Annotated in this window: 14 protein-coding genes and 1 pseudogene; 5 read left to right on the top strand and 10 right to left on the bottom strand. The window is 71.9% G+C overall.

What is annotated here, in order from left to right; all coding sequences use genetic code 11:
- Positions 1 to 65: 65 nt before the first annotated feature.
- Both ABZ899_RS02015 and ABZ899_RS02010 read left to right on the top strand, forming a co-directional pair.
- Positions 66 to 4,695, top strand: a pseudogene (locus ABZ899_RS02015) (HAMP domain-containing protein).
- 10 nt (positions 4,696 to 4,705) lie between these two features.
- Positions 4,706 to 5,281, top strand: coding sequence for a response regulator (locus ABZ899_RS02010; RefSeq protein ID WP_361339341.1), 576 nt, complete (start codon positions 4,706 to 4,708; stop codon positions 5,279 to 5,281).
- A gap of 49 nt (positions 5,282 to 5,330) precedes the next feature.
- On the opposite strand, the gene ABZ899_RS02005 is transcribed toward ABZ899_RS02010, so the two are convergent.
- Positions 5,331 to 7,205 (bottom strand): AMP-dependent synthetase/ligase, encoded by a 1,875-nt coding sequence (locus tag ABZ899_RS02005; protein WP_361339339.1) that lies wholly within the window; start codon positions 7,203 to 7,205, stop codon positions 5,331 to 5,333.
- A 230-nt stretch (positions 7,206 to 7,435) separates the two neighbouring features.
- Positions 7,436 to 9,304 carry a translation elongation factor 4 gene (gene lepA / locus ABZ899_RS02000; protein WP_361339336.1) on the bottom strand — a complete coding sequence of 623 codons (1,869 nt, stop codon included), beginning with the start codon at positions 9,302 to 9,304 and terminating at the stop codon, positions 7,436 to 7,438.
- 240 nt (positions 9,305 to 9,544) lie between these two features.
- Between lepA and rpsT the strand changes: the two genes are divergently transcribed.
- Positions 9,545 to 9,811: a 30S ribosomal protein S20 gene (rpsT, locus tag ABZ899_RS01995; protein ID WP_015660447.1), complete on the top strand. Its 267-nt coding sequence runs from the start codon at positions 9,545 to 9,547 to the stop codon at positions 9,809 to 9,811.
- A 265-nt stretch (positions 9,812 to 10,076) separates the two neighbouring features.
- Here the strand turns inward: rpsT and holA are convergent, their stop codons facing one another.
- The 8 genes from holA to leuS all read right to left on the bottom strand — a co-directional run bounded on the left by holA (position 10,077) and on the right by leuS (position 20,926).
- Complete coding sequence (holA, locus tag ABZ899_RS01990) at positions 10,077 to 11,066, bottom strand: DNA polymerase III subunit delta (protein WP_361339333.1); 990 nt, start codon at positions 11,064 to 11,066, stop codon at positions 10,077 to 10,079.
- A 147-nt stretch (positions 11,067 to 11,213) separates the two neighbouring features.
- Positions 11,214 to 11,459, bottom strand: coding sequence for a hypothetical protein (locus ABZ899_RS01985; protein ID WP_062669464.1), 246 nt, complete (start codon positions 11,457 to 11,459; stop codon positions 11,214 to 11,216).
- A gap of 67 nt (positions 11,460 to 11,526) precedes the next feature.
- Complete coding sequence (locus ABZ899_RS01980; protein WP_361339331.1) at positions 11,527 to 12,375, bottom strand: arylamine N-acetyltransferase; 849 nt, start codon at positions 12,373 to 12,375, stop codon at positions 11,527 to 11,529.
- Positions 12,376 to 12,379: 4 nt separating this feature from the next.
- Positions 12,380 to 14,890, bottom strand: coding sequence for a ComEC/Rec2 family competence protein (locus tag ABZ899_RS01975; RefSeq protein ID WP_361339541.1), 2,511 nt, complete (start codon positions 14,888 to 14,890; stop codon positions 12,380 to 12,382).
- Between the two features lie 104 nt (positions 14,891 to 14,994).
- Entirely contained in the window at positions 14,995 to 16,110 is a 1,116-nt protein-coding gene (locus tag ABZ899_RS01970; protein WP_361339328.1) for a ComEA family DNA-binding protein, read from the bottom strand.
- 110 nt (positions 16,111 to 16,220) lie between these two features.
- Entirely contained in the window at positions 16,221 to 17,066 is an 846-nt protein-coding gene (locus ABZ899_RS01965) for a DegV family protein (protein ID WP_361339326.1), read from the bottom strand.
- Positions 17,067 to 17,156: 90 nt separating this feature from the next.
- Positions 17,157 to 17,921 (bottom strand): hypothetical protein, encoded by a 765-nt coding sequence (locus ABZ899_RS01960; RefSeq protein WP_361339323.1) that lies wholly within the window; start codon positions 17,919 to 17,921, stop codon positions 17,157 to 17,159.
- A gap of 131 nt (positions 17,922 to 18,052) precedes the next feature.
- Positions 18,053 to 20,926, bottom strand: a complete 2,874-nt coding sequence (gene leuS / locus ABZ899_RS01955) for a leucine--tRNA ligase (RefSeq protein ID WP_361339322.1) — start codon at positions 20,924 to 20,926, stop codon at positions 18,053 to 18,055.
- A 446-nt stretch (positions 20,927 to 21,372) separates the two neighbouring features.
- Between leuS and ABZ899_RS01950 the strand changes: the two genes are divergently transcribed.
- Both ABZ899_RS01950 and ABZ899_RS01945 read left to right on the top strand, forming a co-directional pair.
- Positions 21,373 to 22,707 carry a cytochrome b/b6 domain-containing protein gene (locus ABZ899_RS01950; RefSeq protein ID WP_361339321.1) on the top strand — a complete coding sequence of 445 codons (1,335 nt, stop codon included), beginning with the start codon at positions 21,373 to 21,375 and terminating at the stop codon, positions 22,705 to 22,707.
- Complete coding sequence (locus ABZ899_RS01945; protein ID WP_361339318.1) at positions 22,704 to 24,326, top strand: NADH-ubiquinone oxidoreductase-F iron-sulfur binding region domain-containing protein; 1,623 nt, start codon at positions 22,704 to 22,706, stop codon at positions 24,324 to 24,326. Before ABZ899_RS01950 ends, ABZ899_RS01945 begins: the two co-directional genes overlap by 4 nt.
- The last annotated feature ends 126 nt before the right edge of the window (positions 24,327 to 24,452 follow it).

The following is a 24,452-nucleotide window of genomic DNA, read 5'->3' as shown; positions in this document are numbered from 1 at the left end:
TGCTCGAAGACGGACCGAATGACGGTCGATTTCGAGCGGCGGAGCTGCGCCCGCTGCTCGCCGCGATGACCGCGGCGCGCGACGGCGACTTCCGCCGGCTCCCGGAGACCGGGGACGGCATCGTGGCCGAACTGACCGCCGTCTTCAACCAGATCATGGACCGCAGCACCCACTTCAACGGGGAGATGCGGCGGGTCAAACGGGAGCTGGTGCGGCACGGCCGGCTCGACGAGCGGCTGTCGGCGAGCCCCGGTCAGGGCGACTGGACGACCCGGGTCGACGACGTCAACGGCGTGCTCGACGCCCTGGTGGCGCCGGCGGCCAACGCCACACGGGTGCTCGACGCGGTGGCGGGCGGCGACCTCACCCAGCGCGTCGACCTGCACGACGGCAGCCGCCAGTTACGCGGCGACCTGCGCCGTCTGGGCCGGGCGGTGAACAAGATGGTCGACCAGCTCTCCCTGTTCACCGGCGAGGTGACCCGGGTGGCCCGGGAGGTCGGCACCGAGGGCCGGCTGGGCGGGCGGGCCAAGGTGCAGCGGCTGTCGGGCAGTTGGCGGGACGTGACCGAGGCGGTCAACACGATGGCGTCCCGGCTCACGGCCCAGGTGCGGGACATCGCCCTGGTGACGACGGCGGTGGCGCGGGGCGACCTGACCCGTACGGTCACCGTGGAGGCGACGGGCGAACTGCTGGAGCTGAAGCTGACGGTCAACACGATGGTCGAGCAGCTCTCCGCGTTCGCCGACGAGGTCACCCGCGTCGCGCGCGAGGTCGGCACCGACGGCCGGCTGGGCGGCCGGGCGCAGGTCCGGGGGGTCTCCGGCGTCTGGAAGGACCTCACCGACAACGTCAACTTCATGGCATCGAACCTGACCTCCCAGGTCCGCAACATCGCCCAGGTCACCACCGCCGTCGCCAACGGCGACCTGAGCCAGAAGATCACCGTCGATGCCAAGGGCGAGATCCTGGAGCTGAAGTCGACCATCAACACCATGGTCGACCAGCTCTCCGCCTTCGCCGACGAGGTCACCCGCGTCGCCCGCGAGGTCGGCACCGAGGGCAACCTCGGCGGCCGGGCCCAGGTCCGGGGCGTCTCCGGCGTCTGGAAGGACCTCACCGACAACGTCAACTTCATGGCGGACAACCTCACTTCACAGGTCCGCAACATCGCGCTGGTGTCCACCGCCGTCGCCCAGGGCGACCTCGGCAAGAAGATCACCGTGGAGGCGAAGGGCGAGATCCTGGAGCTGAAGTCGACCATCAACACCATGGTCGACCAGCTCTCCGCCTTCGCCGACGAGGTCACCCGCGTCGCCCGTGAGGTCGGCACCGACGGCCGGCTGGGCGGCCGGGCGCAGGTCCGGGGGGTCTCCGGCGTCTGGAAGGACCTCACCGACAACGTCAACTTCATGGCATCGAACCTGACCTCCCAGGTCCGCAACATCGCCCAGGTCACCACCGCCGTCGCCAACGGCGACCTGAGCCAGAAGATCACCGTCGATGCCAAGGGCGAGATCCTGGAGCTGAAGTCGACCATCAACACCATGGTCGACCAGCTCTCCGACTTCGCCGACGAGGTCACCCGCGTCGCCCGCGAGGTCGGCACCGAGGGCAACCTCGGCGGGCCGGCCCAGGTCCGGGGCGTCTCCGGCGTCTGGAAGGACCTCACCGACAACGTCAACTTCATGGCGGACAACCTCACTTCACAGGTCCGCAACATCGCGCTGGTGTCCACCGCCGTCGCCCAGGGCGACCTCGGCAAGAAGATCACCGTGGAGGCGAAGGGCGAGATCCTGGAGCTGAAGTCGACCATCAACACCATGGTCGACCAGCTCTCCGCCTTCGCCGACGAGGTCACCCGCGTCGCCCGTGAGGTCGGCACCGACGGCAACCTCGGCGGTCAGGCCCAGGTCCGCGGGGTCTCCGGCGTCTGGAAGGACCTCACCGACAACGTCAACTTCATGGCGCTGAACCTGACGTCGCAGGTCCGCAACATCGCCCAGGTGACGACCGCGGTGGCCAACGGCGACCTGTCGAAGAAGATCACCGTGGACGCGCGCGGCGAGATCCTCGAACTCAAGGACACCGTCAACACGATGGTGCAGCAGCTGCGCGCCTTCGCCGACGAGGTGACCCGCGTCGCCCGCGAGGTCGGCACCGACGGCCGGCTGGGCGGCCGGGCGCAGGTGCTGGGCGTCTGCGGGGTGTGGCGGGACCTCACCGACAACGTCAACTCGATGGCGGACAACCTGACCTCGCAGGTCCGCAACATCGCCCAGGTCACCACGGCCGTCGCCAACGGCGACCTGTCGAAGAAGATCGACGTCGACGCGCGGCGAGATCCTGGAGCTCAAGACCGCCATCAACACGATGGTCGACACGCTCTCCTCCTTCTCCTCCGAGGTCACCCGGGTGGCCCGCGAGGTCGGCTCGGCCGGGCAGCTCGGCGGGCAGGCCCGGGTGGAGGGTGTGTACGGCACCTGGAAGCGCCTGACGACGAACGTCAACGAGCTCGCCTCGAACCTCACCACCCAGGTCCGCGCGATCGCCGAGGTGGCCTCCGCGGTGACGCAGGGCGACATGTCGCGCTCCATCACGGTGGAGGCGCGCGGCGAGGTCGCCGAGCTCAAGGACAACATCAACCTGATGGTGGCCAATCTGCGCGAGACGACCCGCGCCAAGGACTGGCTGGAGTCCAACCTCGCCCGGCTCGCCGCGCTGATGCAGGGGCACCGGGATCTGATGGAGGTCGCCGACCTGCTGCTGCGCGAGCTGACCCCGCTGGTCAACGCCCAGTACGGGGCGTTCTTCCTGGCCGACCCGGACGAGGAGGGCGCGGCGCTGCACACGGCGGTGCCCACCAAGGGGCTCGCCTTCATCGCCGGGTACGGCTCCGCCCAGGGCACCACCATCGAGACCGGCGGCCTCCCGGTGCACGGGCTGGTCCGGCAGGCGGCCAGGGAGAAGAAGCGCATCCTGGTCGAGGAGGCCCCGCCGGACTACATCAAGATCGCGGGCGGGCTCGGCGAAGCCGCCCCGACCAGCGTCGTCATCATCCCGATCCTGTTCGAGGACAAGCTCCTCGGCGTGATCGAACTGGCGTCCTTCTCCCGCTTCTCCGACGTGCATCTGGCGTTCTTCGACCAGTTCGTGAACACCATCGCGGTCGCCATCAACACGATCATCGCCAACTCCCGCACCGAGTCCCTGCTCGGCGAGTCCCAGCGGCTGGCCCGCCAGCTCCAGGAACGCTCGGACGAACTGCAGCTGCAGCAGGCGGAGCTCCAGCGCTCCAACGCGCAACTGGAGGAGAAGGCGGCCCTGCTCGCGACCAGCTCGCAGTACAAGTCGGAGTTCCTGGCGAACATGTCGCACGAGCTGCGCACCCCGCTCAACTCGCTGCTCATCCTGGCCCGGCTGCTCTCCGACAACCCCGACGGGCGCCTGTCCGACCAGGAGGTGCAGTTCGCGACGACGATCCACCGCTCCGGCTCGGACCTGCTCCAGCTGATCAACGACATCCTGGACCTGTCGAAGATCGAGGCCGGCCGGATGGACGTACGCCCCAAGCGGCTGCCGCTGATCAAGCTGCTCGACTACGTCCACGCCACGTTCCGCCCGCTCACCCTGGACCGGGGGCTCGCCTTCGAGATGCGGGTCGGCGAGGACGTGCCGCACGAGATGTACTCCGACGAGCAGCGCCTCCAGCAGATCCTGCGCAACCTGCTGTCCAACGCGGTCAAGTTCACCGCGTCGGGGAAGGTCGAGCTGCGGGTCGGCCGGGTGAAGGACCCCGAGCACCGCTACGGCGCCGAGGGCGACGAGGTCATCGCGTTCGCGGTGTCGGACACCGGCATCGGCATCGCGCGGGAGAAGCTCCCGGTCATCTTCGAGGCGTTCCAGCAGGCCGACGGCACCACCAACCGCAAGTACGGGGGCACCGGGCTCGGGCTGTCCATCAGCCGGGAGATCGCGGGCCTGCTGGGCGGCCGTATCGTCGCCGAGAGCGAACCGGGCCGGGGCTCCACGTTCACCCTGTACGTGCCCGTCGTCGGGCCCGGGCACTCGGTGACCGGCGCGCTGGGCGAGCAGCGGCAGCCGCAGGTGCCGCAGCAGCCGTCGGCCGAGCCGTTCCCGGCGGTCCACGAGGCGGACGACACCTGGCCCGCGCCGGCCAAGCTGGAGTCCTGGCGGACCGGCCGCCCGGGACGGGTGCTGCCCGGGCGCCGGGTGCTGATCGTCGACGACGACATCCGCAACGTGTTCGCACTCACCCATGTCCTCGGCCGCGTCGGCATGCCGGTCCTGTACGCGGAGAACGGCCGTGAGGGCATCGAGACGCTGGAGCGGGCCCCGGACGTCGGGCTGGTGCTGATGGACATCATGATGCCGGAGATGGACGGCTACGAGACGATCTCCGCCATCCGCCGCACCCCGCGCTGGGCGGACCTGCCCATCGTCGCCCTGACCGCGAAGGCGATGCCCGGCGACCGGGAGAAGTCCATCGCGCGGGGCGCCAACGACTACGTACCGAAACCGGTGGACGTGGACCAGCTGCTCACCGTCGTCTGCGACCTCCTGGACCCCGGGGCCGCGGACCCGGAGGACTCCCCCATGTCACCGGCGTCCACCGCAGGACCGGCACCGGGCGCTTCCGGAAGGGAAGAGGTCCCGCCCACCATCACCGAATGAGGCTTTTCCCATGATCGCTGAGGCAACGGCCGACGAGCGTGCCGGCATCCTTCTGGTCGACGACATGGAGGACAACCTGATCGCCCTGGAGGCCGTGCTCGGGTCCCTCAACGAGCCTCTGGTCCGGGCGCGGTCGGGTGAGGAGGCGATGAAGGCGCTGCTGCGGCAGCGGTTCGCCCTGGTGCTGCTCGACGTCCGGATGCCGGGCATGGACGGGTTCGAGACCGCCGCGAACATCAAGCGGCTCGACCAGACGAAGGACGTCCCGATCATCTTCCTGACCGGCGCGGACGACGAGCCGGGCTTCGCGTTCCGCGGCTACGCCACGGGAGCCGCCGACTATCTGACGAAGCCGTTCGACCCGTGGGTGCTGCGTGCCAAGGTCAGCGTGTTCCTTGAGCTGCACCGCAAGAACCAGCAGCTGGCCCGGCTGCTGGCGCGCAGGCCGCCGCGCCCCACCGAGTTCCTCCTGCGCCTGGACGCCCTGGCACGGGACCTGGACCGGGAGGATCCCCCGGACACCGCGACGCTGCGCGACCGGGTCCGCGAGCTGCGGGAGCTGGCCGGCGGTCCGCACGGCTCCTGACCCGGACGTGGGGACCGCGCGGCACGCCGTGCGGTCCCCACCGGAAGGGTCAGGCCTCCCGCGTCCCCGCGTACATCTCCTCGATGAGGTCCTTGTACTCGCGCTCCACGACGGGGCGCTTCAGCTTCAGGCTCGGCGTGATCTCGCCGTGCTCCACGTCGAGGTCGCGCGGCAGCAGCCGGAACTTCTTGATCGTCTGCCACTTCTGCAGCCCGGCGTTGAGCTGCTGCACATAGGCGTCGACCATGGCGACGGTCTCCGGTGCCGCCACGATCTCGGCGTACGGCTTGCCGGCGAGCCCGTTCTCCTCGGCCCACGGCTGCAGGGCGACCTCGTCCAGCGCGATCAGCGCCGTGCAGAAGTTCCGGTCGGCGCCGTGCACGAGGATGTTCGAGACGTAGGGGCAGACCGCCTTGAACTGGCCCTCGACCTCGGCGGGCGCGATGTACTTGCCGCCGGACGTCTTGATGAGGTCCTTCTTGCGGTCGGTGATGCGCAGGTAGCCGTCCGCGGACAGCTCGCCGATGTCGCCGGTGTGGAACCAGCCGTCGGCCTCCAGGACCTCGGCGGTCTTCTCGGGCAGCCCGTGGTAGCCCTCCATGATGCCGGGGCCGCGCAGCAGGATCTCGCCGTCGTCGGCGATACGGACCTCGGTGCCGGGCAGCGGCTTGCCGACCGTGCCGGTGCGGTACGCCTCGCCGGGGTTCACGAAGGACGCGGCGGAGGACTCGGTGAGGCCGTAGCCCTCCAGGATGTGGATGCCGGCGCCCGCGAAGAAGTAGCCGATCTCCGGGGCGAGCGCGGCGCTGCCCGAGACACAGGCGCGCAGGTTGCCGCCGAAGGCCTCGCGGATCTTGGTGTACACGAGCGTGTCGGCGACCTTGTGCTTGGCGGCCAGGCCGAACGGCGCGGAGTGCGTGCCGGTGCGCCGGAAGTTGTCCTGGGTGACCTTGGCGTACTCGCGGGCGACCCCGGCCGCCCACTGGAAGATCTTGTACTTGGCCCCGCCGCCCGCGCGGGCCTTGGCGGCGACCCCGTTGTAGACCTTCTCGAAGATGCGCGGCACGGCCGCCATGTACGTCGGCTTCACGACCGGCAGGTTTTCGATGATCTTGTCGACACGGCCGTCGACGGCGGTGACGTGACCGACCTCGATCTGGCCCGAGGTGAGTACCTTGCCGAAGACGTGCGCGAGCGGCAGCCACAGGTACTGCACGTCGTCCTCGCCGACCAGACCGGTCGCGGCGATCGCCTTCGCCATGTACGCCCAGTTGTCGTGCGGCAGGCGCACACCCTTGGGGCGGCCGGTGGTGCCGGAGGTGTAGATCAGGGTGGCGAGCTGGTCCTTGGTGATCGCGCCGACCCGCTGCTTGATCAGCCCGGGCTCCTTCTCCAGCCGGGCGGCGCCGCGGGCCTCCAGCTCGGCGAGGCCGATCACCCAGTCGTCGGTCTCCACCCCGGCCGCGTCGATCACGACCACCTGGAGGAGCTGCGGCAGCTCGGCCCGCTTCTCGCGCGCCTTGGCGACCTGCGCCGCGTCCTCGGCGATCAGCACCCGGCTCTCGGAGTCGGCGAGGATGAACGCCGACTCCTCGGCGTTGGTCTGCGGGTACACGGTGGTGGTGGCCGCGCCGGCGCACATGATGCCCAGGTCGGCGAGGATCCACTCGATCCGGGTGGAGGAGGCGAGCGCCACCCGCTCCTCGGGCTGCACACCCAGCTCGATGAGCCCGGCGGCGATGGAGTGCACGCGCTCGGCGGCCTGCGCCCAGCTCAACGACTTCCAGTCGTCGGGGCCCTCCCCGGACGCCGGCGGAGTGGGATAGCGGTACGCCTCGGCGTCCGGCGTGGCGGCCACGCGCTCCAGGAAGAGGGTCGCCACGCTGGGCGGGCGGTTCTCGATCAGTGTCTGTGGGTGGCTCACGACATCCTCCGGGGGCCCGCGACGGTGCGGCTGGTTCGACTCGCTTGTTTAACTCGCGAGTAACTATCGAGCAGGGATCAGGGTAAAGGTCGGCAGCCCCCTGCGTAAGAGCCTGCGCCCTGTCACTTCCTCCGAACGGTCACGACGCGCGCACAAAAGGGTCCGTCGCGCTTTCGCACGACGGACCCCCCGATGTGGCGATTCGCCGGGTCACACAGGGTTACCCGGGGTTACTTCTTGCCCTTGCCCGACCCCGCGCTGTCATCGCTGCTCAGCACGGCGATGAAGGCTTCCTGGGGAACCTCCACGGAACCCACCATCTTCATCCGCTTCTTGCCTTCCTTCTGCTTCTCCAGCAGCTTGCGCTTACGGGAGATGTCACCGCCGTAGCACTTGGCGAGGACGTCCTTGCGGATGGCGCGGATGGTCTCGCGGGCGATCACCCGGGAGCCGATGGCGGCCTGGACCGGCACCTCGAATGCCTGCCGCGGGATGAGCTCCTTGAGCTTGGCGACCAGCCGGACCCCGTAGGCGTACGCCTGGTCCCTGTGCGTGATCGCCGAGAAGGCGTCCACCTTGTCGCCGTGCAGCAGGATGTCGACCTTGACCAGGCTGGAGGTCTGCTCGCCGGTGGGCTCGTAGTCCAGCGAGGCGTAGCCGCGCGTCTTGGACTTCAGCTGGTCGAAGAAGTCGAAGACGATCTCCGCGAGCGGCAGGGTGTAGCGGATCTCCACCCGGTCCTCGGAGAGGTAGTCCATGCCGAGCAGGGTGCCGCGCCGGGTCTGGCACAGCTCCATGATCGAGCCGATGAACTCGGTCGGCGCGAGGATCGTGGCGCGCACGACCGGCTCGTACACCTCGCTGATCTTGCCCTCGGGGAACTCGCTGGGGTTGGTGACGGTGTGCTCGCTGCCGTCCTCCATCACCACCCGGTAGACCACGTTCGGGGCGGTGGCGATCAGGTCGAGGCCGAACTCGCGCTCCAGCCGCTCCCGGATCACGTCCAGGTGCAGCAGCCCGAGGAAACCGACGCGGAAACCGAAGCCGAGGGCGGCCGAGGTCTCCGGCTCGTAGACGAGGGCGGCGTCGTTGAGCTGCAGCTTGTCCAGGGCCTCGCGCAGCTCCGGGTAGTCCGAGCCGTCCAGCGGGTACAGGCCGGAGAAGACCATGGGCTTGGGGTCCTTGTAGCCCCCGAGCGCCTTCGTGGCCCCCTTGTGCTGGCTGGTGACGGTGTCACCGACCTTGGACTGGCGGACGTCCTTCACACCGGTGATGAGGTAACCCACCTCACCGACACCGAGGCCGTCGGCCGACAGCATCTCGGGCGAGTTCGTGCCGATCTCCAGCAGCTCGTGGGTGGCGCCCGTCGACATCATCTTGATGCGCTCACGCTTGTTGAGCTGGCCGTCGATGACACGGACGTACGTCACGACACCGCGGTAGGAGTCGTAGACCGAGTCGAAGATCATCGCGCGGGCGGGGGCGTCCGCGACGCCGACCGGCGCGGGGATCTCCCTGACCACCTTGTCGAGCAGCGCGTCGACGCCGACGCCGGTCTTGGCGGAGACCCGGAGCACGTCGTCGGGGTCGCAGCCGACCAGGTTGGCGAGCTCCTCGGCGAACTTCTCGGGCTGCGCGGCCGGCAGGTCGATCTTGTTCAGCACGGGGATGATCGTGAGGTCGTTCTCCATCGCCAGGTAGAGGTTGGCGAGGGTCTGCGCCTCGATGCCCTGGGCTGCGTCGACGAGGAGGATGGTCCCCTCGCAGGCGGCGAGCGACCGCGAGACCTCGTAGGTGAAGTCGACGTGCCCCGGGGTGTCGATCATGTTGAGGATGTGCGTGTTGCCGGGTTCGTGGGTGGGAGCCCACGGCAGACGCACCGCCTGGGACTTGATCGTGATGCCGCGCTCGCGCTCGATGTCCATCCGGTCGAGGTACTGAGCACGCATCTGCCGCTGCTCGACCACCCCGGTCAGCTGGAGCATCCGGTCGGCGAGCGTGGACTTGCCGTGGTCGATGTGCGCGATGATGCAGAAATTGCGGATCAGAGCCGGGTCGGTACGGCTCGGCTCGGGCACATGGTTAGGGGTCGCGGGCACGCAGGGTCCTGTCTCTTGAGGCGCCTTATGCCTCGGGTCGGATCGATACGTAGGCTTCCATGGTCCCATGGGCGGCGACGTGGAGCGGGTTTGGGCCATTCTTCGGCCCACTGCTAGTCTGGGTGGCTGTGTCTCTTGCCCTCTCAGCGCGAGGCACACCTTCAAGAAATCACCTGGTACGGGACCGGTCTCCGCTTCGGGAGGCTCCTGGCCCGTGCCTGAACCTGAAAAGGCTCATTCGTGGCGAACATCAAGTCCCAGATCAAGCGGATCAAGACCAACGAGAAGGCCCGGCTGCGCAACAAGGCCGTCAAGTCCTCCCTGAAGACCGCGATCCGCAAGGCCCGCGAGGCCGCTGCCGCGGGTGACGTCGAGAAGGCCACCGAGTACCAGCGCGCTGCCGCGCGTCAGCTCGACAAGGCCGTCTCCAAGGGCGTCATCCACAAGAACCAGGCCGCCAACAAGAAGTCGGCGCTTGCTTCGAAGGTCGCGTCCCTCAAGGGCTGACATCTCTCTGATCTGACCGCCGGAGGGACTCGAGCGGGCCCTCTCTCATCCGCTCCCGTCCGGCACCCCCGGATCCGCACGCGGCCTGCGTTCGCCACGCGGGTGCGGATCCAGCAGCTCGGTCCGAAGGCCCCGGCGCCCCCCTTCCCCAGGGCGGGCGGCGGGGCCTTCGGCATGCCGTCGGCATCCAGCCGCTACGCCAGATTCCCCTCGCCACCGTGACGCCTGCCGTTCGGATCAGGGCGCAGAAGGGTCGGGTGGGGCGTCAGCCGCGGCCTCGGGAGCGGGCGGCGCGGGCGATCGTCACGACCGCCTTCTCCAGGGCGTACTCCGGATCGTCCCCGCCGCCCTTCACCCCGGCGTCGGCCTCGGCGACCGCCCGCAGCGCGACCGCGACGCCGTCGGGCGTCCACCCCCGCATCTGCTGACGCACCCGGTCGATCTTCCAGGGCGGCATGCCCAGCTCCCGGGCCAGATCGGCGGGCCGGCCACCGCGGGCGGACGACAGCTTGCCGATGGCCCGCACGCCCTGCGCGAGCGCACTGGTGATCATGACGGGCGCGACGCCGGTCGACAGCGACCAGCGCAGCGCCTCCAGCGCCTCCGCCACCCGGCCCTCCACGGCCCGGTCGGCGACGGTGAAGCTCGACGCCTCGGCGCGCCCCGTGTAGTAGCGCCCGACCACGGCCTCGTCGATGGTGCCCTCGACATCCGCGACCAGCTGGTTCACCGCCGACGCCAGCTCCCGCAGGTCGCTGCCGATGGCATCCACCAGGGCCTGGCAGGCCTCAGGCGTGGCGGACCTGCCGGTGGCGCGGAACTCCTGCCGGACGAACGCCAGCCGGTCCGCCGGCTTGGTCATCTTCGGGCAGGCCACCTCGCGCGCCCCCGCCTTGCGGGCGGCGTCGAGCAGCTTCTTGCCCTTGACCCCACCGGCATGCAGCAGCACCAGCGTGATCTCCTCGGCGGGAGACGCCAGATAGGACGTCACGTCCTTGATGGTGTCCGCCGACAGGTCCTGCGCGTCCCACACGACGACGACCTTGCGCTCCGCGAACAGCGACGGGCTGGTCAGCTCCGCGAGCGTGCCGGGCTGCACCTGGTCCGCGGTGAGGTCCCGTACGTCCGTGTCGGCGTCGGAGGCCCGCGCGGCGACCACCACCTCCCGCACGGCACGGTCGAGCAGCAGCTCCTCCTGACCCACGGCGAGGGTCACGGGGGCGAGGGGATCGTCGTTCGCAGTCTTCCTGGCCATCGCGTACAGCATGGCACGGGGGTACGACAACGACGGCCGGCTCCTCCCCGCAGGGCGACCGGCTCCTCCCCGCACAGCGACCGCGCATCGGTGGCGGTCACGGTCCCTCCCCGCACGGTGGCCGGGCCGCTCTCCCCCCGGTGGCGGTCACGGCTCCTCCCGCCAGCCCTCCCACTCCCCCGCGAACGCGTCGAGCTCCTCGGGGTCGAGGCGCTCCCGTTCGTCGCGGAGCACCAGCAGCCACTGCGCGTCCTCGGCGTCGTCCTCCCCGGCCAGGGCGTCCCGCACCAGGTGCGGCTCCTCCTCGATACCGAACCGCTCCCGCAGCGCCTCGGCGGCCTCCTCGGCCGCGTCCCGATCGGGCAGCACCAGCACATGTCTCACATCGCTCACGGGCCGATTCTCCGGCACCCGGGGAGCGCCGGAGGCCGGGGCCCCCGCCTTGCGGCCGTGGGGTGCCTCACCCGCCCCCGCCGGGGCGCCGGACCGCCGGCACCCGGTCCAGTGCGATGCCGAACCGTTCCCGGTAGACCTCCAGCACCTCCTCGTCCGTGCCCAGCTCCCGCTCCGTACGGCTCCCGTCGGGCGCCGTCTCCTTGAACACGCGGCCGCTGAGCGTGATCCGCCCTCCCTCCTCCGTGACCCGCGAGCACACCAGCGACTGCGTGAAGTGCGAATGGGGCGAGGTGCTGTGCCACCACGCGCCGGACACGAAGTCCGCGAGCACCCGCGGCCGCCGCTCCAGCCGGTACTCCGGCCTGCCGTCCATGACGACCTCCAGGTCGGCCGCCTCCTCTCCCCCTGCCGTGGGGTCCCCGCCGCGCACCCCCGCCGCGTCCGGCCCGGCCTCGGTGATCCGGAACACCCCCGCCGGGTCCCCCTGCTCGCCGCGGACGTCGAACGCGAGCGGATGGTGGCTGTGCGCCCCGAAGCCCACGTCCGCCAGCCAGGTGCCCCCGTCCGCCGTCCCCACCTTCAGCGCCATGTGGTCGTAGGGGATGCCGAGCTTTCCCTCCTTGCCGTGCACACGCGCCGCGAGCAGCGTGACCTCGAAGCCGAGCGCGCCGAGCAACGCCCCGAACGCGCCGTTGAGTTCGTAGCAGAACCCGCCGCGGCCGGCGCCCACCACCTTGTCCAGCAGTCGCTTCTCCTCCAGGACGATCTCCTCGCCGAGATGGATCGACAGGTTCTCGAAGGGCACGGTGCGCAGATGGCGCAGATGCAGCTCGCGCAGGGCCTCGGCGGTGGGCCGGGCCGGACGCTCGGCCCCCAGACGGCTCAGGTAGGCGTCGATCTCCACAAAATCCATGCCCTCAGTCTCCCGCCACGGCCAGATCCGCACCCTCACCGGTGACCGCCAGCGCCCCGTCCCGGTCCGTGCTCAGCACCACCGCGCCCTGGGCCCGCAACGCCGCGACCGTGCGGGGGGCGGGATGCCCGTACGGGTTGTCCGCGCCCGCCGAGATCAGCGCCAGCCGCGGCGCCACCCGGCGCAGCAGCCCCGGATCCTGGTACGCGGAGCCGTGGTGCGCCACCTTCAGCACGTCCACCCCGCCCAGCAGGGCCCCGGCCGGCGATCTCAACAAGGCGCGCTGCGCCGGGGGTTCGAGGTCTCCGAGCAGCAGCAGCCGCAGGCCCGCCGACCGGACGAACAGGGTGACGCTCGCGTCGTTCGGCCCTTCCGGGACCATCGCCGGACCCGGTGGCGGCCACACCACGCGCCAGTTCAGGCCGCCGGTGCGGCGCTCCTCGCCTGCGGTGGCCCGCGTCACCGGGACGCCCCGCGCCGCCGCCTCCCGTCGTACGAACTCCGCCTGGTCCGACGGTTCCTGGTGTCCCGTCGTCTCGATCGCCCCGACCTGCCGGCCCCTCAGGACGCCGGGCAGGCCCGCCACGTGGTCCGCGTGGAAGTGCGTCAGGACGACCAGGGGGATCCGTGTGATGCCGAGGGTGCGCAGGCACCGGTCGGCCAGCACCGGGTCGGGTCCCGCGTCCACGACCACGCCCGTCTCCGCGCCCGCCGCGAGCACCGTCGCGTCGCCCTGCCCGACGTCGCACATCGCGAACCGCCACCCGGGCGGCGGCCACCCCGTGACCACCCGGGTCAGCGGCGGCGGCTGCACCACGGCCAGCACGAGCAGCGCCCCGAACACCCCGCACCACCACGGATGCCGCACCAGCCGGCGCCCCGCGAGCAGCACGGCCACCGTGGCCAGGGCGAGCAGCGCCGCCCCGGTCCAGCTGCCCGGCCAGTCCACTCCCGCACCGGGCAGCGCGGCGCCGGTCCGGGCGACGTCCGCGATCCATCCCGCGGGCCACCCCGCGCACCAGGCGAGCGCCTTCGCCACGGGCATCGCCCACGGCGCCACGGCCAGCGCCGCGAACCCCAGCACGGTGGCCGGTGCGATGGCGAACTCCGCGAGCAGGTTGCAGGGCACCGCCACCAGGCTCACCCGGGCCGACAGCACCACCACGACCGGCGCGCACAGCGCCTGCGCGGCGGCAGCGGCGGCCAGCGCCTCGGCGAGCCGCGGCGGGACCCGGCGCCTGCCCAGCGCCGCGCTCCAGCGGGGCGCGAGGGTGAGCAGGGCGCCGGTGGCCAGGACGGAGAGCAGGAAGCCGTAACTGCGGGACAGCCACGGGTCGTACAGCACCAGCAGCAGCACGGCGGTCGCGAGCGCCGGGATCAGCGACCGGCGGCGCCCGGTGGCCAGGGCGAGCAGGGTCACCGCCCCGCAGGCCGCGGCCCGCAGCACACTCGGGTCGGGCCGGCACACGACGACGAACCCGAGGGTGAGCGCCCCGCCGAGCAGCGCGGTCGTCCGCAGCGGGATGCCGAGGCGGGGTGCGAGCCCACGGCGCTCGGCGCGTTGGGCGAGTCCGGGTGGGCCGACGAGCAGGACGAGGATGATCGTGAGGTTGCTCCCCGACACCGCCAGCGTGTGCGCCAGGTCGGTCTCCTTGAACGCCTCGTCCAGCTCCGGGGTGATCCGCGCGGTGTCCCCCACGACGAGCCCGGGCAGCAGCGCCCGGGCGTCGGCGGGCAGCCCGTCGGTCGCCTCCCGCAGCCCCGCCCTCAACCGCCCCGCCAGCCGCTGGGCCGCCGACGGCTCCCCCACCACGTCCGGCACCGCGGGGTCCCGCACCCGCAGCCCGGCCGCGACGTCACCGCTGCCGGACGGCGGCACGACGCGTGCCGTCACCCGTACCCGTGTGGAGGGCAGCAGAGCCAGCCAGGGGGACGGGCGGTCCTCCTCGGTGCCTGGCGGCGGGCCGGCGGAGGAAGCGGTCCGCCGCTCGACGTCGACCACCATCAGCACCGGTGTCCGGGTCACCACGGTCGTGCCGTCCCGCGTCTCCACGCGCCGGACGTCCGCGTCGAACAGCACGGCGGTCGGCGCCGGTGCCGGTCCTCGCACCGGAGGCCGGAAGAGCCGGGGGTCGGAGGTGATCTCCGCCTCGGCGATCACCGTGGCATACCGCTCGGCAAGGCCCGGCAGCGGCCCGCGCCGCAGGTCGGCTCCGTGCAACCCGGCGGACACGGCGGCCGCGGCGACGCAGAGCAGGGCGGCGGCGGCCGTGGCGCGTGGCCGGCCGGACCGGCCCGTCACCCGGCCGTGTGCCCGGCCCGTCCGCAGGGTCAGCAGGACGCCCGCCGCGACCAGGCATCCGACCGCCGTGCCGGTCACCCACGCCGGTGCGGCGTCCAGCATCACCGCCGACGTGGCCCAGGCGGCCAGGGCGGGCGGCACCAGCCGCAGATCCGCCGGCCCTTCCTGCCGCGGATGGGACGCCCCGAGCCGGCTGCCGGACGCCGCGTGCACGGCGGCGCGGGTGCCGCGCCGGGCCTCGCTGTCCTGGGAGTCCTGATGAGCGCGCCGCTCGTCCCCGGCCGGCCCGCCGCCGTACCCCTCCCCCTTCATGGCCTTCATGGCCGTACGAGGTTCCGCAGGTCGGCGAAGCGGCGGTCGCCGATGCCGTTCACGTCGCGCAGTTCGTCCACCGAGCGGAAGCCACCGTGCCGGGTGCGGTGGTCGATGATGTGCTGGGCCAGCACCGGCCCCACACCCGGAAGCGTGTCGAGCTGCTCCAGCGTGGCGGTGTTGAGCGACACCGGTGCGGTGGGCGCGCCCCCGGCACCGGCGGCGCCGCCCGTCCCCGCGGCCGGGGCGGGTCCGGCGGCACCCGGCGGAGCGCCGACGATCACCTGCTCACCGTCCACCAGGAAGCGGGCCTGGTTCAGCCCGTCCGTGTCCGTGCCGGGCCGCACCCCGCCGGCCGCCCGCAGGGCGTCGGCGACGCGCGAGCCGGCGGGCAGCCGGTGCACACCCGGTTCACGGACCTTTCCGCTCACGTCGACCACGATCTCGGCGCCTGGCGAGCCCGCGGTGCCCGGCCCCGCGGACGCCATCGCGTCGGACTCGGCTGCCCCGCCCCGCGCTCGGTCACCGTGGGAGGCCGCCGCGCTCACCACCTCGGGGGCCCGCACGGGCTGCACCCGGCCGGCCCAGAAGTGCTGCACGGCCAGGGCTCCGGCGAGGGCGAGCACGGCGACGAGCGCGATCACACTGCGCCGCTCCAGGCCGCACCGGGCCTGCACCCACACCGGCATCCGCTCCCACAGCGCCGGCCCCAGCCTCCCCCGCAGCCCTCGAGCGACCGGGCCCCCGGAACCGGGGGCGCGATCAGGCCCGAGCTCGAGATCGGGCTCGGGAGCGCGATCAGGCCCCAGGTCGAGATCGGGCTCGGGACCACGACGCGACCCGCCGCCGACGTCGGACGCCACCGCGCCCACCGCCCCCGGCGGCCCCGTCCCCGACTCCGGCCGATCCCCGCCCCGTTCGGCGAAGATCAGCTCGGCCCGGCGGCGCAGTTCCCGGGCCGAAGCCCGGCGCTGCCCGGCCCTGCTCCGGGCGCCGTCATGTCCGCCGCGCCGATGACGGACGCGGCCGTCGGAGGTGGGCCCGCGTCCGGGGCCGCTGGTGACCCCCGTGGCGCGGGCACCCGGAGATGTACCCGTCGAAGTACGTGATCGAAGTGCCATGCCACGAGCTTCCGGCACCCGTCGCGTTCGCGATGATCTTGCTCAATTTCCGTGGACGGAACGCTGATTGTGGACAACCACGCCATCCGTACGGGTGATCGGCGAACCGGTCACCGGGGCGAGACCACGACCCCCAGCAGACCCGGCCCGGTGTGCGCCCCGATCACCGCGCCGACCTCGCTGACGTGCAGGTCGGCCAGCCCCGGTACCCGGGTGCGCAGCCGGTCCGCGAGCGCCGACGCCCGTTCGTGGGCCGCGAGATGGTGCACCGCGATGTCGACCTGGGCGCCGCCCGCCCGCTCGGCGGCGATCTCCTCCAGCCGGGCGATCGCCTTGGACGCCGTCCGCACCTTCTCCAGGAGGTCGATGCGTCCCGCGTCCAGCTGGAGCAGGGGCTTCACCGCGAGCGCGGAGCCCAGCAGCGCCTGTGCCGCGCCGATCCGGCCGCCGCGGCGCAGGTATTCGAGGGTGTCGACGTAGAAGTAGGCGGCCGTGCCCCCGGCGCGTTTCTCGGCGGCGGCGACGGCCTCGTCCACGGTGCCCCCGGCCTCCGCCGTCTCGGCGGCCGCGAGCGCACTGAACCCGAGGGCCATGGCGACCATCCCGGTGTCCACCACCCGTACGGGCACCGGCGCCTCGCGCGCCGCGAGCACCGCGGCGTCGTAGGTGCCGGAGAGTTCGGCGGACAGGTGCAGGGACACGATGCCCGTGGCGCCGGACTCGGCGACCTTGCGGTAGTGCTCGGCGAAGACCTGGGGGCTGGGGCGCGAGGTGGTGACGGGGCGTCGCTTCTGCAACGCCTGGGCGAGGGAACGGGTCGAGATCTCGGTGCCCTCGAGGAGCGCCTGGTCGCCGAGGACCACGGTCAGGGGGACCGCGGTGATGCCGTGGCGCTGCATCGTCCGGGGCGGCAGGTAGGCCGTTGAATCGGTGACGATCGCGACATGGCGGGACATGAGCTGGAGGTTACCTGGCGTAGTGCCCGGGCGGCAGCCCGACCCCGCTCAGCCGGGGCCGTCGTGACCGGAACGGATCGTGCCGCGGGCTCAAGTCGTGCTCTCCGGGCGGGGCTTCTTCTGCCACGGATACGTCGGGCGGGGTGCGGGCGGCGTGATGGCGGGCCTCGTCGGCTCCTCGGCCTGCCGGGTCCGGGGACTGTCCGGCCAGGTCTGCTCGGGCGCCGCTGCGGAGTCCGTGGCGGGGGCCTCCGGCCACGGGGGCGGCGCGGGGCGCTCCGAGGAGTCCGTCGCCGAGGGCTCGGACGCCTCGGTCTGCCAGTGCCGCAGGGCGCCGGCCTCCATGTCGATCTGGGCGCTGAGGGAGTCCAGGTCGTCGTCGGCGAAGCGGTGGGCGCGGTCGCGGGCCGCCCAGCGCAGCGAGTCGGCGGAGTGCGTGATGCGCTCGGTGCGTTCGCGCAGGTCGGGCAGCCGGGCGGCGAGCGTGGTGCGGTCCGGTTCGGACTCCAGGCGGCGCAGCTCGCCGTCCAGTTCGTGGCCGTGGGCGCTGAGCCGCTGGAAGAGGGCGAGGGACTCCTTGACGGACCCGTCCTCGGCGGCGAGGGCCTCCAGCGCCTCCTGCGTGGCCCGCATGGAGGTGCGCAGGGAGAGGCGGAGCCGGGCGACCTCACCGGCGGGGCCGGGGCGTCCGAGCGCCTTGGCCTTGAGGGTGTGGTCCTCGACGGTGCGGCGGGCCTGGGTGATGTGCCGGTCGGCGCTGCGCTTGGCGGCGCCCACGACCTTGACGGTGGCGAACACGCCGAGCGCGACGAAGAGCACGAAGAGCAGGGCGACGACTGCGAACACTGCTTCCACGGGCTCCTCCTCCTACCTGCCGCGACGTGCGCCACGCCGCTTCTCCACGGTAAACGCTACGGGCAGGTCCGGAGTTCCGGCGGAACCCCGAACCTGCCCGTAGGGGATCACCCCGACCGTCGCGGCGGTGCCTACGCCGGGACGATGTTCACCAGCTTCGGCGCCCGCACGATGACCTTGCGGATGCCGGCCCCGCCCAGCGCGGCGACGACCTTCTCGTCGGCCAGCGCGGCCTTCTCCAGGTCCTCGTCGGAGATCGACGGCGCGACCTCCAGGCGGGCCTTGACCTTGCCCTTGATCTGGACGACGCAGGTGACGGTGTCGTCCACCAGGTACGCCGGGTCGGCGACCGGGAAGTCGTGGTGGACGACCGAGTCCTCGTGGCCCAGCTTGCGCCACAGCTCCTCGGCGATGTGCGGGGCCAGCGGCGCGACCATCAGCACCAGGGCCTCGGCGACGGAGCGGGAGACGGGGCCCCCCGCCTTCGTCAGGTGGTTGTTCAGCTCGGTGACCTTGGCGATGGCGGTGTTGAACCGCATGTTCTCCAGGTCGCCGCGCACGCCGTCGATCGCCTTGTGCAGGGCGCGCAGCGTCTCCTCGCCGGGCTCGGTGTCGACGACGGTCACCTCGCCGGTGGTCTCGTCGACGACGTTGCGCCACAGGCGCTGCAGCAGCCGGAACTGGCCGACCACCGCGCGCGTGTCCCACGGCCGGGACACGTCCAGCGGGCCCATGGCCATCTCGTACAGGCGCAGGGTGTCGGCGCCGTACTCGGCGCAGATCTCGTCCGGAGTGACGGCGTTCTTCAGGGACTTGCCCATCTTGCCCAGCAGCCGGGTGACCTTCTCGCCCTGGTACCAGTAGGCGCCGTCGCGCTCCTCGACCTCGGCCGCCGGTACGGCGATCCCGCGCGCGTCCCGGTAGACGTAGGCCTGGATCATGCCCTGGTTGTACAGCTTGTGGAACGGCTCCGCGGAGGAGACGTGCCCCAGGTCGTGCAGGACCTTGGACCAGAAGCGGGCGTACAGCAGGTGCAGCACGGCGTGCTCGGCGCCGCCGACGTACAGGTCGACACCGCCGTGCGGCATGCCCGGGCGCGGGCCCATCCAGTACCGCTCGATCTCGGGGTCGACCAGCCGCTCGTCGTTGTGCGGGTCCAGGTAGCGCAGCTCGTACCAGCAGGAGCCGGCCCAGTTGGGCATGGTGTTGGTCTCGCGCCGGTAGCGCTTGGGGCCGTCGCCCAGGTCCAGGGTGACGTCGACCCAGTCCTCGTTGCGGGACAGCGGCGTCTCGGGCTGGGTGTCGGCGTCGTCCGGGTCGAAGGTGCGCGGGCTGTAGTCCTCGACCTCGGGCAGCTCCAGAGGCAGCATCGACTCGGGCAGCGCGTGGGCGACGCCCTCCTCGTCGTAGACGATCGGGAAGGGCTCGCCCCAGTAGCGCTGGCGGCTGAACAGCCAGTCGCGCAGCCGGAAGTTGACGGTGCCCTCGCCGCGGCCCTCGGCCTCCAGCCACTCGGTGATGCGCGCCTTGGCCTCGACGACGCCCAGGCCGTCCAGGGAGACGTGGTCGCCGGAGGAGTTGACGATCTTCGCGTCGTAGGAGACGAAGGCGTCGTCCCACGCCGACGGGTCGGTGCCGCGGCCGTCGGTGGGCTCGACCACGCAGACGATGGGCAGTTCGAAGGCGCGCGCGAACGCGAAGTCGCGCGAGTCGTGGGCCGGGACGGCCATGATCGCGCCGGTTCCGTAGCCCATCAGGACGTAGTCGGCGATGAAGACGGGGACCTTCTCGCCGTTGACCGGGTTGGTCGCGTACGAGCCGGTGAAGACGCCGGTCTTGTCCTTGGCCTCGGCCTGGCGCTCGACGTCGGACTTGGAGGCGGCCTGCGCGCGGTAGGCGGCGACGGCCTCGGCGGGCGTGGCGTGGCCGCCGGTCCACACCTCGTGGGTGCCCTCGGGCCAGGCGTCCGGGGTGAACTTCTCGACCAGCGGGTGCTCGGGCGCCAGCACCATGTAGGTGGCGCCGAACAGGGTGTCGGGGCGTGTGGTGAAGACGGTGATGTTCTCGCCGTCGATCGGGAAGTCGACGCGGGCGCCCTCGGAGCGGCCGATCCAGTTGCGCTGCTGCAGCTTGATGGCCTCGGGCCAGTCCAGCTCCTCCAGGTCGTCCAGCAGCCGGTCGGCGTAGGCGGTGATGCGCATGTTCCACTGCCGCAGCTTGGCCTTGAAGACGGGGAAGTTGCCGCGCTCGGAGCGGCCCTCGGCGGTGACCTCCTCGTTGGCCAGCACGGTGCCCAGCCCGGGGCACCAGTTGACCGGCGCCTCGGAGGCGTAGGCCAGCCGGTACTCGCCCAGGACGTCGGCGCGCTCGGCGGCGCTCAGCTCGCTCCACGCGCGCGCGTGGCCGGGTACGGCCCGCTCACCCGACTCGAACCGGGCGACCAGCTCGGAGATCGGCCGGGCCTTCCCGGCCTCGTCGTCGTACCAGGAGTTGAAGATCTGCAGGAAGATCCACTGGGTCCACTTGTAGTAGTCCGGGTCGATCGTGGCGAACGACCGGCGCTTGTCATGGCCCAGGCCCAGCCGGCGCAGCTGGCTCTGCATGTTCTTGATGTTGGCCTCGGTGGAGACGCGCGGGTGCGTGCCCGTCTGCACCGCGTACTGCTCGGCGGGCAGGCCGAAGGCGTCGAAGCCCAGGGTGTGCAGGACGTTGTGCCCGGTCATGCGCTGGAAGCGGGCGAAGACGTCGGTGGCGATGTACCCCAGCGGGTGGCCGACGTGCAGGCCGGCCCCGGACGGGTAGGGGAACATGTCCATGATGTACTTCTTGGGCTTGGCGGCCAGCTCGGGGTCGCCCGCCAGGTCGCCCGTGGGGTTGGGAGCCGCGTACGTGCCCTCGGCGTCCCAGAAGTCCTGCCAGCGTGCCTCGATCTCGGCCGCCAGGGCGGCCGTGTAGCGGTGCGGCGCGGCCACCTCGGCGGCGGCAGCGGGGTTCGTCTCGCTCATGATCCTCAAAGCTCCATCGATCGTCTCTGCCCGCGGCTGCGATTGTCGAAAAACGAAAAATCCCCTCGCACAGGAGGGGACGCCGCGCCGATGCCGACCATCCGAATCGCCCGGTGGTCGGGAGTGATCAGCGCGGCTCGCTAAGCAGAAGGCGTACGGCACGCATGGCGCCAGGGTACCGCAGCGCAGGAGCGGGGAGCGACGGGCTTCCGGCGGGCGCGCGCGTGAACATCCGAGCCCTCGGTTGCGTACCTGACAGTTGTGAAGACCTGGAAAAGCTGAACAATGTTCAAACGTTACCCGGCGTAACACACGCTAAGGGACATCGGACGCCCCTCACGGCCCGTAGATAACAACGCAATAACTCAAACGCCGTACCCCCCGGTATGGAGCCACTTAGAGTGCGGCACCGGGACCGCCTTCCCGAACCGCTCGGAGTTGCCCCCATGAACCCTCGTCGTAGTAACAGTTCGCTCCCCCAGCCGGGCCGGTCGGCCTACGGGGTGGCGACGGCCGCCGTTCTGCTGCTCATACCCCTGCTCGTCCTGCTCGGCGGCGCCCCGCTCCAGGACTTCCTCAACTTCGGTGCCGGCGTCCTGTCGCTCGTGTGTCTCACCTGCTCGGTGATCTGGGGCCTGGTCGCCCAGGACCGGATGATCCTCGACACCCGTCAGCGGATCATCGCCCAGGGCGTCCACCGGGTCACCGCCGTGGCCTCGATCGCGTTCCTGCTGGTGCACATCGGCGTCAAGCTGGCTCTGGACCATGCCGGCCTCATGGCCGCGGTCATCCCGTTCAGCCTGCTGTTCTTCGGCGGCGACGAGATCCCGGGCAGCGCCTTCCTGATCGGCCTCGGCTCGCTGGCCGCGCTGCTCATGATCTTCGTCGGCGTCACCGGCGCCCTGCGCAACCAGTTCGCCTCCCCCGCGCCGATCGCCGCACGCTGGCGCGCAATGCACATGCTGGCCTACCCGGCGTGGTGCGCGGCCCTGATCCACGGCCTGTTCGCCGGGCGCCCGGCCAAGCCCTTCTTCATGGTCTGCTACGAGCTGTGCGTGATCGGCGTCGCCGCCGCCCTCGCCCTGCGGGCCGCGCCGCGCCCGGTCAAGCGCCGTGTCGCCGACCGGATCGCCCAGATCATCGGAAACGAGCCGGGCGTCCGCGAAGGCTTGGAGGAGAGCCGCGCGCGGGCGGCTGCCGGATCGGCGGCACCGGGCTTCGACGGTCCGCGCGCCGCGAGGCGCTCCTCGCGCGACGACCGCGGCGGCCCCCTGCCCGGCATGCCGGCGCAGGCCCCGTCGGCCGCCGAGACGACGGGAGGCTTCGCCGCCGCCTACCGTGCCGTCTCCCCGCGTCCCGGCGGCCGGCAGGAGCCGTACGCGGCCGACCGGACGGCCCGGATGGACCTGTCGTTCGACACCCAGCCCACGCAGGCCGTCCCGCGCGCCGACGGCGGCACGGGCAGCTGGCCGATCCCCTCCCCGCCGCCGGTCGGCGAGGCACCCCCCTCGGCCTACGACCCGCTCAACGACACCGGCCTCAACAACATCCCCGCCTACGGCACTGCGGGCGCCCCGGCCTACGGAGGGGCCGCCTCGGGCTACGGGTCGAGTGATGTGTACGACACCTCCGAGACAAACGCCGTCTTCGGTACGTACAACCAGAACGACACGTACAACGACAGCGGTCCCGCCACCCAAACGATGCCCGGTGCCCCCTACGACTTCGACGCACCGGGTCCGGGCGAACCTTGGAACACGCCTTCCGGAGGCTTTAAGTGAACGAGGCCCTGCCCGACGTCCCCGAAGTCCGCGTGGTCGGTCTTCCCCAGCTCACGTCGGGCTTCGACCTTGTGGAACGGCTCGACCTGCCCATGCACCTCAAGGTGCACGGGCCACTGGAACCGATGGGCGGCGAGCAGCTCGCGAAGCTCGCCGAGAACATCAACCTCAAGGGCCGCGGCGGCGCGGGCTTCCCCTTCCACAAGAAGCTGCGCTCGGTCGCCGAGTCCGCGATCAAGCGTGGGGTGCGGCCGGTCGTCGTCGTCAACGGCAGTGAGGACGAACCGGCCTGCCGCAAGGACACGGTGATGATCAACCGTGCCCCGCACCTCATCCTGGACGGCGCGCTGCTGGTCGCCGAGGCCCTGGGGGCCCGCACGCTCGTGGTGGGGGTCACCCGGGAGTCCACGCAGCGGTCCATGGAGGCCGCGCTCGCCGAGCGGGGCCTGAGCAACAGCCGCCGCTCGGCGCTGCGCGCGTTCGTGCAGCGCAACCCCGTGCGCATGGTGACCGGCGCCGCCGCGTCCCTGATCCGCTCCATCGACGGCGGCCCGGCGATCCCGCCCGGCCGCAAGGTCAGCGCCTCGCAGAACGGCGTGGGCGGCGCACCGACCCTGCTGTCGAACGCCGAGACGTTCGCCCAGCTGGCCATCGCCGCCCGCATCGGCCCCGAGCGCTACGGCAACACCGGCCTGTACGACGAACCGGGCACCGTGATGCTCACGGTCTCCGGCGCGGTGGCGCGCCCCATGGTCATCGAGGTCCCCACGGGCGTGCCGCTGCGCTACGTGCTCCAGCTCGCCGGGGCCCCGCCGGTCCCGCAGGGCGTGCTGACCGGCGGCTACCACGGCAAGTGGATCGACGCGGCGACGGTGAACGAGGCGATCGTCTCCCGCAACTCGCTGGACGCGGTGGGCGGTTCGCTGGGCGCCGGCGCGATCCTGCCGATCAGTCAGGAGACCTGCCCGCTGGGCGAGTCGCTGCGGGTGGCGCGGTGGCTGGCCGAGGAGAGCGCCGGCCAGTGCGGGCCCTGCTACCTCGGTCTGCCGGCCGCGGCGCGCGGCATGGAGGACATCATCAACGGCGGCGGCCCGGCCGCCCTGGAGGCGCTGAAGCAGGTCGCCACGAACGTGAAGCGGCGCGGTGCCTGTTCGCACCCGGACGGTTCGGCGATGTTCCTCGAGTCGACCATCAAGGCGTTCACGGACGACCTCGCCGCCCATGTCCTCGGCAACGGCTGCGGGCGGCCCGTGGAGGGCGTTCTGCCGCTGTTCGAGGGCGGCATGGCCCCGACGGGCGTCCGGGGTGGCGGCGAGGCCGAGGAGAACGGCCCCAGCCGGCAGAAGATCTTCGTCGACTGGACGCTGTGCCGGGGCCACGGCCTGTGCGCGGACATCCTCCCGGAGGTCTTCCAGCTCGGCGCCGACGGCTTCCCGACCGTCGCCCAGGCCATGGTGCCGCGCTACGCGGAGGCCAAGGCCCTGCGGGCGGTACGGCGTTGCCCGGCGCTCGCCCTGCGCATCGAGGAGGACACGCGGGCGCAGGACGCGTCCCGCTCCAACCTGCCGGTGCTGTCCCAGAGCCGCGAGGGCAGGGGCCGGCGGGCGCTGGGCCGCTGAGGCGCCGTAGACGCGCGGGGAGGGGCCGTCCGATCCGGGCGGCCCCTTCGGGCGTCCCCGGCGCGGCGGCACCCGCGCGGCGCGCACATGAAAAAGATCCCCCGGGTCTCATCGACCCGGGGGATC

Origin of the sequence: Streptomyces sp. NPDC046859 (assembly GCF_040645135.1) — a bacterium.
GTDB lineage: Bacteria > Actinomycetota > Actinomycetes > Streptomycetales > Streptomycetaceae > Streptomyces.
Note: the sequence above shows the minus strand (reverse complement) of the source record. Positions and strands in the feature narration are given on the sequence as shown.